General features: G+C 42.6%; 15 protein-coding genes. 4 read left to right on the plus strand and 11 right to left on the minus strand.

The features are described 5' to 3' along the window. Nucleotides 1-6: 6 nt before the first annotated feature. The 7 genes from B879_RS16915 to B879_RS16945 form a co-directional block, all read right to left on the minus strand. On the minus strand, nucleotides 7-1,251 hold the full coding sequence (locus B879_RS16915; RefSeq protein ID WP_009186435.1) for a nitrous oxide reductase family maturation protein NosD: 1,245 nt from the start codon (nucleotides 1,249-1,251) through the stop codon (nucleotides 7-9). Between the two features lie 48 nt (nucleotides 1,252-1,299). After that, nucleotides 1,300-1,734 (minus strand): nitrous oxide reductase accessory protein NosL, encoded by a 435-nt coding sequence (locus B879_RS16920; RefSeq protein WP_009186436.1) that lies wholly within the window; start codon nucleotides 1,732-1,734, stop codon nucleotides 1,300-1,302. Nucleotides 1,735-1,786: 52 nt separating this feature from the next. Continuing rightward, nucleotides 1,787-2,377, minus strand: coding sequence for a hypothetical protein (locus B879_RS16925; protein ID WP_009186437.1), 591 nt, complete (start codon nucleotides 2,375-2,377; stop codon nucleotides 1,787-1,789). A 55-nt stretch (nucleotides 2,378-2,432) separates the two neighbouring features. Next, nucleotides 2,433-4,400, minus strand: coding sequence for a Sec-dependent nitrous-oxide reductase (gene nosZ / locus B879_RS16930; protein ID WP_009186438.1), 1,968 nt, complete (start codon nucleotides 4,398-4,400; stop codon nucleotides 2,433-2,435). Between the two features lie 21 nt (nucleotides 4,401-4,421). After that, nucleotides 4,422-6,164, minus strand: a complete 1,743-nt coding sequence (locus B879_RS16935) for a c-type cytochrome (RefSeq protein ID WP_238542157.1) — start codon at nucleotides 6,162-6,164, stop codon at nucleotides 4,422-4,424. Between the two features lie 79 nt (nucleotides 6,165-6,243). Next, entirely contained in the window at nucleotides 6,244-6,963 is a 720-nt protein-coding gene (gene ric / locus B879_RS16940; RefSeq protein ID WP_009186440.1) for an iron-sulfur cluster repair di-iron protein, read from the minus strand. Nucleotides 6,964-7,002: 39 nt separating this feature from the next. Then, nucleotides 7,003-7,434: an RrF2 family transcriptional regulator gene (locus B879_RS16945; protein WP_009186441.1), complete on the minus strand. Its 432-nt coding sequence runs from the start codon at nucleotides 7,432-7,434 to the stop codon at nucleotides 7,003-7,005. Between the two features lie 272 nt (nucleotides 7,435-7,706). Between B879_RS16945 and B879_RS16950 the strand changes: the two genes are divergently transcribed. Further along, entirely contained in the window at nucleotides 7,707-8,144 is a 438-nt protein-coding gene (locus tag B879_RS16950; protein WP_009186442.1) for an RrF2 family transcriptional regulator, read from the plus strand. A gap of 26 nt (nucleotides 8,145-8,170) precedes the next feature. Here the strand turns inward: B879_RS16950 and B879_RS16955 are convergent, their stop codons facing one another. The 4 genes from B879_RS16955 to nrfH are packed head-to-tail and all read right to left on the minus strand — an operon-like array spanning nucleotide 8,171 to nucleotide 14,827. Further along, nucleotides 8,171-11,335 (minus strand): cytochrome c biogenesis protein, encoded by a 3,165-nt coding sequence (locus B879_RS16955; protein ID WP_009186443.1) that lies wholly within the window; start codon nucleotides 11,333-11,335, stop codon nucleotides 8,171-8,173. A 1-nt stretch (nucleotide 11,336) separates the two neighbouring features. Then, nucleotides 11,337-12,662 carry an alginate export family protein gene (locus tag B879_RS16960; protein WP_009186444.1) on the minus strand — a complete coding sequence of 442 codons (1,326 nt, stop codon included), beginning with the start codon at nucleotides 12,660-12,662 and terminating at the stop codon, nucleotides 11,337-11,339. 15 nt (nucleotides 12,663-12,677) lie between these two features. After that, nucleotides 12,678-14,171: an ammonia-forming cytochrome c nitrite reductase gene (nrfA, locus tag B879_RS16965; RefSeq protein ID WP_009186445.1), complete on the minus strand. Its 1,494-nt coding sequence runs from the start codon at nucleotides 14,169-14,171 to the stop codon at nucleotides 12,678-12,680. 23 nt (nucleotides 14,172-14,194) lie between these two features. Continuing rightward, nucleotides 14,195-14,827, minus strand: coding sequence for a cytochrome c nitrite reductase small subunit (gene nrfH, locus B879_RS16970; protein ID WP_009186446.1), 633 nt, complete (start codon nucleotides 14,825-14,827; stop codon nucleotides 14,195-14,197). A 245-nt stretch (nucleotides 14,828-15,072) separates the two neighbouring features. Here nrfH and B879_RS16975 point away from each other — a divergent pair, with 245 nt between their 5' ends. The 3 genes from B879_RS16975 to B879_RS16985 form a co-directional block, all read left to right on the plus strand. Then, a complete protein-coding gene (locus B879_RS16975) occupies nucleotides 15,073-15,630 on the plus strand; it encodes a fasciclin domain-containing protein (protein WP_009186447.1) in 558 nt (185 codons plus the stop codon). Between the two features lie 139 nt (nucleotides 15,631-15,769). After that, nucleotides 15,770-16,309: a gluconate 2-dehydrogenase subunit 3 family protein gene (locus B879_RS16980; protein ID WP_009186448.1), complete on the plus strand. Its 540-nt coding sequence runs from the start codon at nucleotides 15,770-15,772 to the stop codon at nucleotides 16,307-16,309. 3 nt (nucleotides 16,310-16,312) lie between these two features. After that, nucleotides 16,313-17,162: GMC family oxidoreductase (locus B879_RS16985; RefSeq protein WP_040401005.1), on the plus strand; the 850-nt coding region annotated here is incomplete at its 3' end.

Raw genomic sequence — 17,162 nt, forward strand, 5'->3', positions numbered from 1 at the left:
AATTTTTTATGTATTTGCTGTACGGATATCATGAGGTGTCATTTTTGGTGAGAGGTCAATCATGTTTTCAGGGGTAATGGAAGGGATTACTTTTTCCATTCTATCGAGCAGGGACACTAGAAAACTACGCCATAGGATAACGGCTGCAGGAATTTTTTCTACAATCACACTGAAAAGGCTGATGGGTCTGAACGGGATATCCCCAATTCTGTCTTTGTCCAGGTCATAGCCCTCGTATTTGTCCCAATAATTTTGGGTAAGGGTATTTAGCACTACAGAACCATTGGTGCTGATGTCGAAGGTATTGCCGATGAAGTTATTGGCCTCAAAAGTATTGTCGTCACAACTGGCCATCAATTTGAGCGCCCAGCCGTTTTGAGTGAAGGCATTGTTTTTAAAAAGCGTTCTACTGCTGCCTTCCATGTATATACCAATGGTGTTTTTGCGGAAAATATTGCCAATAACCTCGGAATCAGCAATGTCTTTTAACAATATCCCGTAGGAACTTGCGCCCCAGTTGTCCTCAAAAATATTTTCTTTCATCAGGACATTCTTGGTGTACATGACTGCCACCCCGGCACCGTTGTTTCGAAAGGTGTTTTTATAATAACTGTTGTCATGGGAAAACATAAAGTGCAGTCCGTAGCGTTTGTTTTCCACAATCAGGTTGTTGTTATTTTCCGTGTTGGTTACAAATTCCAGGTAAATTCCATCTCTATGGCCGCTGACTTCATTGCCTTCGATAAAGGAATCTTTGCACTTCCATAAGTGGATACCATTTCCGGTTTGGAATTCCCGCTCAGCGGTGGATTTTAAGATGTTGTTCCGGATGACCAGGTTAGCCGAATTTGAAAAATGCAGCCCAAAGAAAGTCTCATCCAATTGGCAGTTTACGACACTGCAGTTTTTGGAATCAAAAAATTTGATGCCTGCAGAATCATCCATATTGGATTTTCCGGTATTGATGATCCTTAAGCCATTAAAATGTACATTTTCAGCTGCTACGATAAATACATTTCCTTGGTCCATTCCATCGATGGTAGGATGATTTAAGCCTAAGATCACCAATGGCTTACGGATGATGATTTCATGTTCCTGATAAATCCCTGAGTGGAGTTTGAGCGTGTCGCCCGCCGAAGCCTGATCTACCGCAGTTTGGATAGTATCCCCAGGTTTCAATTCTATTACGGCAGCTTGGGCAGGTATAAACCAAAGCAAAAGCAGGCCTAGGATGATGTGTGTTGTTTTCATGGTCGTTGTGTTTAGTTTAAGCTATGGCCCAAAGAAGTGGGCAGTATGTTACTTGAACTGTGTGACCAATTCTCCCCAGGCCATATAAACGCCTCCATTTTTGATTTTGTAACCTTTCAGGGTTTCATAATCTGAAAAAGCGACAATCTGACTGGCCATGGGTGTTTTAAACTGATCTGACTTAAGATAAAAAGCCAGTGTGGCATCGGTCAAGGTCTCAGGATTTTCATAATCGGTTATCAGTAGGTGTTGGATGTTTTCTTCCTCAATTTCTTCAGATTCTAAGAAAGACATCAGGCAATTCACATCATCGAAGATGTAGATTTTCCCTTTCTTGGTGACTACCTCAGCCCCATAATGCGGATCCATCAATTTCATTTTACAATGGTGACAGACATCTTCTCCATAGTTAATGGCCCTTGGTTCAACGGAACAAGCTGCCAATAAGAGAAGGGAGATCAAAAGCAACAGATGTGTTTTCATGGTGTTGATATTTTAATTAGTTGTGGTTTTGGGCCGTAGGTCTTTATGACACTTAAGCCAAAACTTTTTCTTTTTTACTTTTCATGACTTCTGTAATGACGGCATAAAGCAATACTGTACCCACTAGCGCTAATATCCATCCGCCGGTGTCGGGCCCTGAGTAAGCCAGAAAATTGAGCAGTTCTTTATAACCAATCAGTGGTGGTTGATAAGCCATTCCTGGAACTTTTATCGCTGCAGTAGGGTCCAGGTTATGTCCATAATCATATCCCCATAGGTACATATCCACAAGGACTCCAAGTCCCAAAATGGCAATCATCGAAAAGAAGGTATATAAGGACCATCTTTTGCCAATAATCGCCGCCAGAATACCAAAACCTATAATGAATCCAAATACATAGATCAAATAGGTGAATTCCGGAAACATTTCTACGCCAATATGTTTCATTCCAATGTAATGGTTCACACCATTAATGATGTCCACATCACCGCTTAAGCGGTCGATCCAGATTTTCATATTGAGGCCTTCTGGATATTGTGGGGCCCAAAGGCTGATTTGCCACAAGGGCGTGAAGTAGGCTGAAATCATTAATAATGAACAGACAGCGATAAGAATCCGGTTGACTGAGCTTACATTTTTCATTTTTTTGGATTAAGGTACCGCTGGCATAAAGCCAGCGGTATGGGGTGATAAGCAACTATTCTGTTAAGCCGGTACTGTATTTGAGCGGTACATTACTTCCTGCTGGAGAGACCCTGATATATCCTTGCATTTCCTGGTGCAGGGCAGAACAGAAGTCTGTACAGTAGAATGGGAATACACCCACCCGATCTGGGTCCCACCTGAGGGTGGCCGTTTCGCCTGGCATAACCAGCAATTCAGCCGTATTGGCCCCTTTTACTGCAAATCCATGAGGTACATCCCAGTCCTGTTCTAAGTTGGTGACATGGAAATAGACTTCATCTCCTACACGAATGCCTTCAATATTGTCAGGCCTGAAGTTGGACCTGATTGTGGTCATATAGATATGTACTTTGTTTCCATCTCTTTCTACCCTGGCATCATTGATTCCTTTAGCTGCCCTTGGGTGTTTATTTTTCTCCAATGGGAAGAATTTTACTTGCTTGTCTTTGATCAGGGAAGCTGGGAAGGCTTCTGCATAGTGAGGCTCACCAACTGTAGGGAAATCAAGGAGCAGTTGCATTTTATCCCCTGAAATGTCATACAATTGTGCGGTGTGGGCCAATTCTGGACCAGTTGGGAGGTATCTGTCTTTACTGATTTTGTTGTAAGCGACCAAATACTTGCCATGTGGCTTTCCTGTTGGACCACCTGGTATCATCAAGTGACCCACAGAGTAGAAAGTAGGCACCCTATCCAATACCTGTAGGGTTTCAATGTTCCATTTTACCACTTCTGAAGAAACAAAGAAGGAGGTGTAAGCATTTCCTCTGCCGTCAAACTCTGTATGCAAAGGGCCTAAACCAGGTTTTTCTACTTCACCGTGCAATACAGACTCATATCTTAACACAGGCATTCCATCCACAGAACCTTCAAAATCTTGGTTTTCTATTGCCTGTAACATCTTTGTAAAAGAGAATACAGGGATAATGGCGGCCAGTTTTCCAGAGCCTACAATATATTCCCCTGTTGGATCGGTATCTGTACCGTGTGGAGATTTAGGGCATGGAATGAAATAGATGATGTCTTTCAACTCCCTTGGATCCAGTGACAGGACTTCCTCTTTGATCACAGAGGTAGCCATGTGGGTATCTTCATCCCATTTGTTGTGGGCATATTTGGCTTTTACTTTTTTGCCTTTACCCTGTTTGATATATTCTTCCGCTTTTTTCCAGTTTACAGCCATGATAAAGTCCTTGTCCTTTTGGGAAGCATTCACTTCCAATAGGGTATGGGCCATTTCAGTGTTGTAGGTAGAGAAGAAGAACCAACCGTGAGATTTTTTCTTACCTGCTCTTGCCAAGTCAAAGTTGAACGGAGGCGCTTCCAGCTGAAAGGCAATTTCCATATCACCGTGGTCTTTGTCTACAGAGATAAAGGAGATGGTGCCTTTAAAATTCTCTTTGTAGGTGTCGATGGGCACATCCCTGCTTGCATCATCACCGGTAGGTACAGAGAATCTCGTACCTGCCACTACATACTCTGTATTTTCTGTGATGAAGGGAGAGGAGTGGTTACCGCCTGAGTTGGGGATTTCAATGATCTCCACTGTTTTGAAAGTGGTCAAATCCACCCTGGCAATCCTTGGGGTATTATTGGCATTGCCAAAGGCCCATCGGGCATCATGCTCTGCGTTGGTGGTAGAGATGGCAATATGGTGCAGGTCATCCCAAGGGACAAAACCATGAGAAGTATTCAACATGGGTTTGGTTTCTTCCGAAAATCCCCATCCATTTTCAGGGTGGACGGAAAACACAGGTAATATTGCTTTAAACACCCTTCCTGAAGGAAGTCCAACTACAGACATTTGTCCGTTAAATCCACCGGAAACAATGTTGTAGAACTCATCATGCTGGCCTGGGGCCACATATACCTTACTGGCAGCATCTCCTGAAAGTGCTGATTGGGCACCTTTGGGTTTACATCCAGTGGCGAGTGCCATCGCTAGTGTGGCACCTGCCAATAACCATAATCTTGTTTTCATTTTTTTGGGGTTTTGGATTGTTTATTTCACAGCAGCATCCTTGCTGCCAGTTCTTTCAAAATCATTTTTCCTTAAGAATTCAAGGATATCCCTGGAATCACCGATCGATATATTCTGATTGGGCATCCGCACAAGACATTCTTCAAATAAAGCCTGGGCGACAGGATCTTCATCCAGCATGACATCCACATTGGTGATCATATTCATGATCCATTCCGGTCTTCTCTTATTGGTGATACCCTCAAAGCCAGGCCCAACCACCCTTTTGTCATTCAACTGATGACAGGCAGTACACTTCATATCTACTATGGCCTTTCCTTTATTTGCCATGACTTCATCTATTCCATCGCCCAGATCCACGGTCCGGATTTCTCCAATTCCTTTAGGATCTGCCGCTTTTTCTTTTTGTGCTGCAGGAGGGGTATATGTGCCCTGGCTGGATTCACCGCCACCACCACAGCTTGCCATTAGGAATACCAATGCCCCTAATGACATGATGATCGTTTTTTTCATAGTTTGATTATTTATTGAAATTTGGGTTATGACATTATTTTTCATTTTTCTTTCATTCATTGGGAGATGCTTATTTAAGAGACTGTCTGTTAAAATCATGAGAAGGCCAATAGGAAAGAGTATGGATGATAGGAACAGCAACAGGTGGTAATGGGGGATGAAACCTAGTTTTGCCCAAATAAGGGTGCCCTGTCCAAATAAAAGGAGTTCAGAAAACAGGAAGCCGACAATCAAGGTCAGCCAGCCCCATTTACTCCAGGGGCCATTGGGCAAAATGTTGTTTTTTAGTGCATTAGCCCCTAAAGCAAAGGTCGCTGAGCCGAGAAGCAGCAAGTGGATAAAACCTATGACAAACATTCTAATGGTATAGGAAATGCTCGCTACCTCAGGGAAGATCAAGGCAAGCTGGATCAAGGCTTTTGCAATGACACTCAATATTCCGAAATACAATACCTTATTGACCCAACCCGAAGGAATGGAAAGGGTAGGGAAGGCCGCTGCAATAAATGGATGCAGGATATAGGTGTAAGCAATGGCCTGAAGGATAACTCCCAAGGCATTGATATAGAGTAGAATAGGGTAATTATAACTCCAGGAAATGGCCAATGCCAAGCTCAACCAAAGGGAACCCTGAAGTAGCCAAAGTTTTATTCCGTTAAACGGAATTGCCCATCCCTTTCTCTCCAACATCAAAGCGAGTATTCCCAAAAGGGCAAACATGAACCAGCCGTTTAACTGAAAATGAAGAAACCATTGTACACTCAGGAAGTAAAGGGGATGCAATCGCCCTAAAGTGGTAGCAATGGGTCCAATGGCCCATAGACCAATGCTGGATACCAACATCCAAATGAGGGCATAACGGATGAGGTATCTGGCAGTACCTTTTTGAATTCCTCGTAAATCTTGAAATATCTGATATGTGAATACATAGCCTATAATCAGGTGGATGGTGGAAAAAGTGATGCTGTAGAGCCCATAACCTTGGAATGGAAAACTCAATAACATGCCTAAATTGACGATAACCAGTGCGGTCAGTATGTTTTTATAGGTTTTTAGCCTGGCTTTTTCTTTCACCAAAGAAAATACCAGTGTGCCCGAAATCAAGAGGAAGCCCCAACCCAGTAATGCAATATGCGAATGCGCATGTAGGACATTTTTGTATTCCAGTAAAACAGCCCCGCCCACAAAAAAGTACCTCAAAAGCAGTCCCAGTAGGGATGCCATCAAGAAAAAGAAGATTGCCCATCGCATCCAGTTCCTGATTAAGTAACAGGTACTGGAGGCGTTTTCTTGGTTTTGGGCAATATGTATAGGCTGATTTAGCATCGCATTAGGAATTCAGTTGCTCGTATAGCTTGATGGCTTTGGGGAAAAGGATATTGTTTTCCAAGTGGATATGGGTATGAAGATCTTCTTCAAATTCCTTCAGCATGGCATAGGCTACCCGGTACGTCTGACATCCACCTGAAGGGGTACTATATCCATTGCTTAATTTTGAAATTATTCTAAATCGTTCTCCTTCAGTATCATGATCGATTTCCATCATATGAATCGGGTTTCGGATATGGCCAAAGTGTGGAGGTGACAGCGGAAAATGTTGGTTGAATGCCTCCTCCATGGCTTTGATGTAAGGAAAGAGAATCAATTCCTCTTTTTTCATATGATCAATCAGCCCATCAGCAGCAGCGAAGAAATTGTCTTTGATGGCGTTTAATTCAGGATGTTTTTCTCCATGCACTACAGACAACTTGCTCAGATAGGCTTTTAAAGGGGGAATTGAATTACTGACATATTGGTGGTGTGTTTCTATAATATGGTCTATCAGCTGAGAAAGATTAAGCGCTTGGTAAGGTGAAGCCTCTACTTCCTTCATGATGTCCTGCAATTCCAATGAAATATTATCTAAGGAAACCTCGTTCTTTTCACAGGCTTCTTTTAAAGGAATGGCACCTTTGCAGCAAAAATCTATTCCGTATTTGGTGAAGATTTGTGCGGTTTTGAAATTGTCGGCGACGATCCGCCCCACTTTGGTTTCAGCTAATGTGTTCATAATAAAGATAGATTTGTCTTTTATAGATTTAAATTTTTTTCAATACTTCAAGAAGCTCAGTCCTGTATTCACCCGTTCTGCGACATCTTTCAAACTGGTAGTCAAAAGCATTCCGGTAAGATGATCCCTGATTGCCTTGAATTTATGGTGTACGGGGCAGGGATGTTGTTCAGAGCAATTCTCAAAACCTAAGGCACAACCCACAAAGAGCATGTCTCCATCAATTGCATGTACGATTTGAGCTAGGAAGATCTCCTCTGGTTTAGCATTTAAAGCAAAGCCCCCATGGGGGCCTTTGGCAGAAGTTAACAAATCATCTTTCACCAAGCTTTGTAAGATTTTCGCCGTAAATGCTTCCGGTGAATTAATGGCTTTGGAAATATCCTTCAATCCAGCCTTCTCTATTCCCTGAGGAAGAGTGGCCACATAAATCATGGCATTGATGGCATATTTGCAGGCTTTGGAAAACATGGCTTTTGATTACAGGACAAATATATCCTTTTTTAAAATAAAGATAAAAATATCCTTTAATATTTTATAAGGATTTTAAACAGGTTGATAACTGATGAAAATCATGTTTTGAGTCGAGAAATTGATTTATATCAGTTTAAAAGCTTACTGTCAGTAGGCCAATACTGAATTGATACTTAGGATAAAAAGATGAAAATATCTTTCAATTGTATGTTTATAGGTCTAAATTGCTAAGACTAATCGAAATCAGGATTTAATTCAATAAGCTCATTATGTTCTCAAAAGCCACCCAATACGGAATCAGATCAGTTATTTATATTTGGAAGCAAAGCCTGAATGGTAATAGGGTGGGGGCTAAAGAGGTGGCTGAACATGTGGATGCACCGGAGCCCTTTACTGCCAAAATCTTGCAGGATTTGGTTAGGAAAAAAATAATTGGCTCTATGAAAGGCCCTACTGGGGGATTTTATGTTGGTAAAGAGCACGAAAAGTTCACCTTGAAAGACTTAGTGGTAGCCATTGATGGCACAGGACTTTTTGAGGGATGTAGCCTGGGTCTCAACCAATGTTCAGAAGTCAATCCATGCCCTTTACATAATGAAGTAAAAAAGGTCCGGGATCACATCATCCACATGCTAACAGCCAAAAGCTTGAAGCAATTGGCTGAAGAAGTGGAGAGTGGTGAGACAGTTTTGTCCAGGTTTACTTAATTCCTAGATTTATTGTAGCCTAAGGGTTAAACTACTAAAGCCCGTTTTTCATCATTTTTCATTTGATTGAATTTCCACAGGGCAAGGCCAGAGATTATGAGAAGAATAAGGATGGCCCAATACACCCAAAGGGGAACAGGAACTGGGTCACCTTTGGCATAAGAATGCAAGCCTGATAAGTAATAATTTACTCCAAACGACGTCATGATGATGGCACCAAATGCCCACAAGCTGGCCAAATTGTAAAGCAGACTGCTTTTCAGGCTCGGTACCAAACGTAAGTGCAATATGAATGCATACACGATGATGGAGATTAAGGCCCAGGTTTCCTTTGGATCCCATGCCCAGTAACGTCCCCAACTTTCATTGGCCCACACACCACCCAGGAAGGTACCTATGGTCAGCAAAAATAGTCCTATGGTGATGGACATCTCGTTGACTATTTGCAATTCTCTGATATTGGCATACCAGCTTTTTTCCACGTTTTTGGGTTTGAAAATCAAGAAAATCAAACAGAGCAGTCCAATAATAGCAGATAAGGCCAAAGGGGCATAGCCGCTCACAATGACTGCCACATGGATTTTTAACCAATAAGAATGGAGCACGGGCATCAAATTGGTGATTTCCGGGTTTAACCAATCCAAAAAGCCTACAAATAGAAGTGTGCCCGAGAAAATAAGTCCCAAAGGAACGGTAAACCGGGATTTTTTAGCAAAGAGTAAGCCGAATAACAACACCCCCCAAGCCACAAAGACCAGCATTTCAAAACCATCACTCCAAGGTGGGTGCTTAGCAATATACCATCTTAAGGACAAATGAAGACTGAATACGACGAAGCCTATCCAAGCTAACCATACGCCTGCTTTCCAAAACTGCTCCAACCTAAGACTGTTTTTGAAAAGCATCCAAATGGCAAGCACCAACATGACAGCACCCAATAACCAAAATGGCGCAAAAAGTCTGGAACCTAAGTTCAATTGGGTATATATCAATTCTGCTTTGATGCTGGAAGTATTGGGATACACTTCCTCACCGGCTTTTTTCTGGTATAGGGCAATGTAGGAAAGGGTCTCTTCCGCTTCCTCCCAATCTCCATCGTTGATGCCTTTCTGTATGGCCTGCAAATAAAGAGGAGTTATGTTTTTGACAAAAACTGCATCTTCATCATCAAAGCCCTGCATAAACTGTTGACCGGTGAACCAAGTGTTGTTGGCATCCCAGCGGTTTGGAAATAACCTCAGAAAATCACCGGTGAGCAGTCCATAGAATATATTGAAGCGTTCGTCCGTCTTCAATAATTCATTATGGGCTTCATTTCTTTGAGAGGGTTTCAGTTGATTGGCCTGTTCGACCAAATCCTGAATGATATAAGCCCCCTCCGCATCGACCAAATCCATGAAACTTAGCCTATCGGTAGGAGGAATGTTTAATTTCTGAAAGACTTCATAAGATTTAGCCTGATCGATTTTAATGATCGGTCTTTCACTGAATCCCTTTGGGTCCATTTGTAAAGCAAGGAGAAACTGCTCTGGGCTCAAACGAAGCTCTTGGCCATTCTCTTGGATTTGAATGTAAGATTTCCCTGATATTTTTCTTACAATTTCATTGGCCAAGGTATTCAGGGGCTTCATACGGCCATCGAGGTCCTGAACAATCAACTGCCCATAAGCATCTGCATGGTTTTTGGGTATTTGAAAATCATTTTGCTTGTCCTGGGGTTTGATCATACTCCAGGAAAACACCAGAAGTAAGATGGCAAGGGACGCCACCACTATAGGCTGAAAGGTTTTTGATGTGGCATTTTGGACAGCGCTTTTTTCCTTGATACTGTCTACTTTTTTATTTAGAATATTGAACCTGCTTCCTTTAGCAAATAGGGTCAAAAACATTCCTATGGTCAATAAAGTATAACCGAGGTAGGTGAAGTAAGTTCCCGGACGGTCCTGATTGACAGAGAGTACAGTGCCTTTTTCATCATTGTCATAGGAGGCTTGGTAAAACCTGTAGCCTCGGTAGTCCAACACATTGTTCATGAATATCCTGTAGGGGAATTCAGCGGTACCATCCATGACCATTACTTCACTGGCATAGCTGGCCGGGCTTTGGCTTCCAGGGTACCTTTCCAACTGGAAATCATTGAGGTATAGTGAATAGGGCAGTTTTACCTGTTTCGGACCATAGGTAATTGAATACGTTTTTCCTCTATGGGTGAAGGAACTCCATCCTGGACTTAAGCTTACCATTTTCACATAAGCCTCAGTGATGCTATTCCCTTTGTCGTCCAATACCCGATATTTGATCACATCCAGTAAATTTTTGGCAATGGACTCATCTTCTTCAGGTACATAGGTGACTTTTGCGTTTTCGTGGATGGCTTTGATCAGAAAAGCGCCCTCATCCCATTGGTATAAGGATCTGAGCTGCAATGGCTGTTTTTCACCCACATGCATTGTTCCCATTTTTTGACTGCTCATCTCCATCATTTGAAGATGAACTTCCGACTCTATGTACCAAGTATCCCCTTCTTTAAAAATCCGAATGGGGTGCTGGTCGTCATTTTTGGTACTGAGGGTCAGTGAACCTAATTGTATATACCTCCCTTTATCCACCAAATAATCCTCTCTTCCGGCTCCCATCGCGACAGCAATATCTACATAGGTATCCTCACCATCAATAAAATATTCAGTTGCCCCGGAAATGTAATCTTCAAAAACGATTTGGAAATTGTCCCCACCGATGTCTGAATGGACAGATTTTGGCTTAAAATTCTTGGGCAGCAATAAGACAGATTTTTCAAATTTTTCACCGGATTCGGTATCCTTGATCTGCAGGTATTTGTCCATGGTGTAAAACATATCTTTGTCTTCACCTTCACGAATATGAATCATTCCCTCTTGACTGAAATAGCGGGTGACTCCAGCGCCTAGGATAATGATCACAAATGCCACATGAAATAAGCCCACAGGCCAACGGTTTTTATGAAAAAGTATGTATTGCCCGATATGGGCAATGAAATTAATGGCCATCCAGACCATGATGACTTCAAACCACCAGGCATCGTAGACCAAACCCCTGGCCACGGGAGTACCATGGTCGTTTTCAATAAATGTGGCCACGCCCATTGATGCAGCGAAAGCAATCAATAGGACTAGGGTGACTTTGGTGGATAACAGAAGTTTGGTAATTTTCATCTTATAAGAGTATTCCTACAAATTTATTTTTCATGGTTGGTCTAAAGATCAACATCAAATAGGCCCAATTTTGGGCGTTTTTTGGATTGCTGACCCCATTGAGGGTTGCAAAAGTGTCCGTATGGAAAAACTGGCTATATCCTGCCTGTATGGAGAAGGCATCGGTTACGATCCAACCCAAAGTAAGGTCCAGTTCGGTCCCGAAGAAACTGTCCAATAACTCTGCCTCCGGTTGACCTAACCGGAAAACATCATTTTGGGCGTAGAACAAATGGTAGTCTCCCTGCAGAAAGAAATTTTTGTTGAAGGCATACCTTGACCTCAGGAAATAGTCTTCTACACCCACTGAATTCTCATGGGTGCCACCAACAAAGAACAGGTCCATATAGCCATTGAAAAGGTGGTTGGTGCCATAAAGGGGATTGTAGGAGCGATTGACATCATCCCCCAAATTGCTGGTGCCACTGATATGTTCTGTGCCCAGGGATAAAGTCCATAATTTTCCTGCCTCTCTATCCACAGGAATGACATGGTTGTAAGCCAAGCTGAAGTTGTAGGCATTAAGGTTTCTACCTGAAACATCTTTTCCAAATTGATGGTAATAGAATGCAGCAATCTGAGAATTACCGGAATTGTATTTAAGGGTTGGTACTCCCAAGGTGGACCTGTACCGGACGCCTTTATCCAATAAGTTGCCGTTGGCGTCGAAATTTTGCCATTCTCTTCCGTCATTCCAGAACAAAGCCGAGAAGGATATCTTTCCCCATTTATTTTCATACCTGGCCATTTGGGCTACTTTGTATTGATTGGGGATCAGGAAAGGTTGATCTACCAAACTCTGGCTGGCTTGGTTATAGGCCCCGCCAAAGTGAAATTTCATGTCTTCCTTTTCATACTTGGCCAAGGCGAAATCATGAGCCCTTGCCTGCAATGCCCAATCAAGATTTCCCAAAAACCTGAAATTATCATAATTCAGCTCTTGACGACCCAATTTTACGGACCAATAATCCCCGATTTTTATTTGTGCCCAGGCCTCATGTACAGATAAGAAATTATCTGTAGCTTTTACCTGAGGGGTGCTTCCCCAGGTTCTGATGTCCTGTACACTCATATAAAAAGTCAGATTGTCCAATTGGTAGGAAGCCTGTAGTCTTGCCCTGTGGGCGGTAAATAAAGCTGGGTCCTGACCTTCCCTGATCAATCCTCCAAATCCATTCCTGAATTCAGAGCGCTGTAATATCTGTCCGTCCAAATTGAACTGGGCATAACTTTCACTGAAAGCCAAGGTGAGGACCAGGCTAATTAGGGTTAAAAGACGTATTTTCATCGTGCTGGGTGCTTTTTATCGGCTGGAGACCGTTTTCACTTCTTTTTTGGCTTCCCTGGCCTTACCCTCTTTCAGCCATAAGGGTACGACTTCATCAAGAAACCGCTCTTTCGCCGCTTTTTCAGCTGGTATATCTAATCCTATGTAGGCTTGTAAGGCTTCTTTGCTGTTAAAATTGGGCATGTCTACGGGTTTGTTATGTCCCAAAGAAGCCAATAAGCGGGTCAGTTTGATCCTCGTCTCCTGTATGATGTTGATAGAAGAAGAAATGATGCGGCTGGATTCAAGAGGGGCGTGGAAGGCACCGCCATGAGATGCCACTACAAAATCCCATCTCCACTGGGCATGTCTGATGCCTTTGAGGATGTCCTTCATCTGTTCTTCCGTGGCCCCTAATTCCCAGGCTTTTCCGGCTTCAATATGGGCCATGGCAATAAGCATTTGTGCTTTGGATGAGCCCTCTTTGACTTTTCTCTGTCGCTCAAAAACATCTGTCATCAGGTCCTGCTGTTTTTCCCTATGGCAGACAAAACAAGAGTTTTCTACATTGGCCAAAGGAGATCCGATGTGGTGGTCGGTGAATTTTTGTCCCCCTTCAGTTTTGTAAGGCATATGACAATCCGCACAGGAGACGCCCCTTTTGGCGTGAACACTCATTTCATACAATTCATAATCCGGGTGCTGGGCTTTTAACATGCGGGCTTTGCTGATCGGGTGAACCCAGTCTGCAAAGTCCATATTGTCAAAGTAGGTCTCCATATTTTCTACCGACAAGCCGTCTTTCCAGGGGAAAGTCAAATAGGCTGCCTGCTCTTTTCCAGGTTGGGTCCTGTCAAAATAATATTCTACATGACACTGGGCACAAACCAAAGAACGCATTTCCTGATGGGAAGCTTGATTGATATCCTTGCCCATCGCCTCGAAAGCCTCGATTAAAGCTGGTCGGGTAATGGTCAAGTTCATGGTCTGTGGATTATGGCAGTCAGCACAGCCAATCGGGTTGATCACCTCCGTTCCCATATCAGAAAGCTTTTGACTGTAATATTCAGTTACCCCCATTTCGCTCATCAAACGCGGCACATCAGTACTTTTACAAGTCCAACATGTGGAAGGTTGAGGACCATCGCCTGGCTCCATGGGCGAGCCTATTCTCAAAGTATTGTGTACATCTGTAACTGCCCAGGCATGGCCCCTCGGGTGGTTGTAATCCTTGCTGAATGCATAGCCTGCCCATAAAATCACCAGTTCGGGTTGGTCTGCCAAGGCATCTTTGAAACCACTGGTATTGTACATGCTTCTAAAGGTTGTATCCTGCGTTTTCATGTAGGATTGGTATTGTCTGGGATAATTCAACCCCCAAACAGAATCCCTTGGCTCTATGCCTTCAATTTGGACTTTAGGCTGGTAGGCAAACCTTGCTTCGGTCTTTCGGTCCATAATGGAATAGGCCAACATGGCCAATAAAAAGACGATTACGGCGGTAAGTGTGAAAAGAATCCAATTTTTCATAATTCGTTGGTTTGATGGGGCTGTTACTTTTTATTTTGTTTCATTGACTCTTTGAGCCATTGTGGTATAATTTCTAAATCTGGTGGTGAATGTGCCCTGATAGGCTCAATTTGGTGTCCTACTGAAGAAAGGCTTTTTACTTTTCCATGGGGAACCTCCCGGTGGCATTCCCAGCAAATCCTATCAGTCCGGTGCACAAAATGATTGTCCACAAATCCTGTTAGCCTGGCATCTGTAACCTGGTTTTCATGACAGCGGATACAATTGTTTTGGATCACATTAATGGAAGGTTCCAAGGCCCGGATCACCTGAGGCTCTGCCCGTAAGGTGAAAATAGAGGCATGATAAAGGCCATCTTTTGCTTTGAAGAAATATTTGTTGGCAACATTGTCATGTGGTACATGGCAATCATTACAATGGGCAACCTCTCTATGTGAACTATGGGTCCAAGTGATGTATTGCGGTGTCATGATATGACAGTTGACACATGCCTGTGGATCATCTGAGAGGTAAGAAGTGGCATTACTTAAGCGTAGTAAATACAAACCCAGTCCAAAAATCGCAGCGACCAAAACAGTAGCTGCTGGCCGCCATTGGTGAGGAGGTATCAAATGGTATTTAAATAATTTCCTTTTTATTTTTTGCCGTTTGCCCATAGTGGTTGCTGGAGTAATTGAAGACAAAATTATCTACTATTAAATTCAGAAAACATGACGAATGTCATGATCAGGGAAATTCCAAGAAAAAATTTCCATATACATCCTTAATTTACCATTTATCAGACGGTTACCCAAATATTAAGGGTAAAAATGAGACTTAATTCATTTACAAACATGATTTTTATCATAAAGGATAAAATTGTCTTTTAATATCTTGCACCCATATTCAAACCCATAAACGCATGAAAAATCTAATTAAAACACTCCTTGTAGTTCTAGGACTGGCAATATCGGCAGGTTGTGGAACATCAGAATCCCAATCCGGCACTACTAATATGGCATCATCCGCACCCAGTGTAGGGCAATCTGGGGTTAAGGACGATCAATCTAACCCCAATGTGGTCCAAATAGCCGTTTCATCACAAGATCACAGTACTTTGGTGGCTGCATTAAAAGCGGCCGATTATGTGGATGCCCTTACTAATGTGGGACCATTTACCGTATTCGCTCCCACCAATGCAGCTTTTGACGCCTTGCCTTCGGGAACTCTGGAATCCTTGACCAAAAAAGAAAATCAAAGACAACTTCGGGATATTTTGGAATACCATGTGCTGCTTGGTGTTTACAGGGCCGGTGACTTTGTCAATGGCAGAAGAATGGGTACAGCAGATGGTAGGGCAGTTGAAATTGAAGTAAACAATGATGGTGAAGTGTTCATTAACGGGGGGAAAATCATCGGAACCGTAGAAGCTTCCAATGGTATCATCCATGTTATAGATAAAGTATTAGTTCCTAATTGATAAGGTAGTTTTTACATGGTTGTTGGTTTCTAATCAAAAAGCATGAGACTTTGTCTTATGCTTTTTTTGTTTCCCCACCGATTTCAGCCTTTTATCCTTTTTTATTAGGCATTATGACAAATAATTTTTTGTTTCTGCCATGGATAGGAGAACAATGATGAAATCTTTGGCCATTACCGTATGGGGAATGATGGCCTTTCCAGGTTGCGGGCCTGAAAATCAGACAGAATTGAAGGGTTTGGTAAAAAACTTAAACCTGAATCAGGATCAATTGGCCAACCTGGAAAAATTAGTAGATACTTTTCTGCCTAAAACGGATACCTATGGTGGTGTGGATTTGAATATCCATCAATTCTTGGACAAACTCATTGCCAACTGTTATCCTGAAGAGCAGCAAATAGAATTTATAGTAGGCCTAAATAAGTTGGAACAGCATGCTCAAGAAAGTTTTGGCCAACGTTTTTCTGCTTTAGCTCCCCAAGATCGAGAGATGAATCTTTTATTGATGAATGATGAAAGCAAGCCTGAAGAAAAAAGCTTTTTTGAGTTTGCCAAAGAACAAATAATTCTGGCTTATACCAGTTCTGAATACTTCTTGACCAATTTTACCAATTATGATATGATTCCTGGGGGATATGATGGATGTGTGGATGTTCCCCAAGTAACTTATAAAGTATAAGCTATGCCTTATTTCAATATAAACGCCGATAAAGCAAATACTTACGATGCGATTGTCATAGGTTCTGGCATCAGTGGAGGTTGGGCAGCCAAAGAGCTTTGTGAAAAAGGGTTGAAGACATTGGTTTTGGAAAGGGGAAGGGATGTCAAGCACATTGTGGATTATCCCACTGCCAATAAGCACCCTTGGGAGTTTGAATTTGGAGGAAGGCTGCCTTTGGAAAAACAGGCTGAATTTGGAAGGAGAGGGGCAAGGATTCATGAGTCAACGGCCCATTTTTGGATGAAGGAGGGGGAACAGGAGACTGTACAGGAAAAGCCTTTTCAGTGGACAAGGGGATATCAAGTGGGAGGGAAGTCTTTGCTTTGGGCCAGACAGACGCAAAGATGGTCGGATTTGGACTTTGAAGGGCCTGCCAGAGACGGATATGCCATTGATTGGCCCATTCGTTATAAAGACCTGGCCCCATGGTACAGCCATGTAGAAAAATTTTCGGGGATTGCAGGCAACTATGATGGATTGCCCCAGTTGCCTGATGGAGAGTTTTTGAAGCCTTTTGACCTGAGTTGTGTAGAAAGGCATTTTCAAAAAGTCATTCAAAACAATTACAAGGATCGCCATCTGATCCATGGTCGCTGTGCCCATGTCACCGAACCTCAGGAAATTCACCTGCAGCAGGGCAGGGCAAAATGCCAACATAGAAATCTTTGTAATAGAGGTTGTCCTTTTGGAGGATATTTCAGTGCCAATGCCTCGACACTTCCCTGGGCTGAACGTACAGGGAATATGACTTTAAGACCCCATTCCGTGGTGCATTCAATTATTTTTGATGAGGAAAAAGGCAAGGCACACA

The organism is Cecembia lonarensis LW9 (assembly GCF_000298295.1).
Classification (GTDB): Bacteria; Bacteroidota; Bacteroidia; order Cytophagales; family Cyclobacteriaceae; genus Cecembia; species Cecembia lonarensis.

Bases quoted from the DNA above. Each gene is read 5' to 3' on its own strand.
- B879_RS16915 (WP_009186435.1), bottom strand. From the start codon at position 1,251: ATGAAAACAACACACATCATCCTAGGCCTGCTTTTGCTTTGGTTTATA.
- B879_RS16920 (WP_009186436.1), bottom strand. From the start codon at position 1,734: ATGAAAACACATCTGTTGCTTTTGATCTCCCTTCTCTTATTGGCAGCT.
- B879_RS16925 (WP_009186437.1), bottom strand. From the start codon at position 2,377: ATGAAAAATGTAAGCTCAGTCAACCGGATTCTTATCGCTGTCTGTTCA.
- nosZ (WP_009186438.1), bottom strand. From the start codon at position 4,400: ATGAAAACAAGATTATGGTTATTGGCAGGTGCCACACTAGCGATGGCA.
- B879_RS16935 (WP_238542157.1), bottom strand. From the start codon at position 6,164: ATGCGATGGGCAATCTTCTTTTTCTTGATGGCATCCCTACTGGGACTG.
- ric (WP_009186440.1), bottom strand. From the start codon at position 6,963: ATGAACACATTAGCTGAAACCAAAGTGGGGCGGATCGTCGCCGACAAT.
- B879_RS16945 (WP_009186441.1), bottom strand. From the start codon at position 7,434: ATGTTTTCCAAAGCCTGCAAATATGCCATCAATGCCATGATTTATGTG.
- B879_RS16950 (WP_009186442.1), top strand. From the start codon at position 7,707: ATGTTCTCAAAAGCCACCCAATACGGAATCAGATCAGTTATTTATATT.
- B879_RS16955 (WP_009186443.1), bottom strand. From the start codon at position 11,335: ATGAAAATTACCAAACTTCTGTTATCCACCAAAGTCACCCTAGTCCTA.
- B879_RS16960 (WP_009186444.1), bottom strand. From the start codon at position 12,662: ATGAAAATACGTCTTTTAACCCTAATTAGCCTGGTCCTCACCTTGGCT.
- nrfA (WP_009186445.1), bottom strand. From the start codon at position 14,171: ATGAAAAATTGGATTCTTTTCACACTTACCGCCGTAATCGTCTTTTTA.
- nrfH (WP_009186446.1), bottom strand. From the start codon at position 14,827: ATGGGCAAACGGCAAAAAATAAAAAGGAAATTATTTAAATACCATTTG.
- B879_RS16975 (WP_009186447.1), top strand. From the start codon at position 15,073: ATGAAAAATCTAATTAAAACACTCCTTGTAGTTCTAGGACTGGCAATA.
- B879_RS16980 (WP_009186448.1), top strand. From the start codon at position 15,770: ATGGATAGGAGAACAATGATGAAATCTTTGGCCATTACCGTATGGGGA.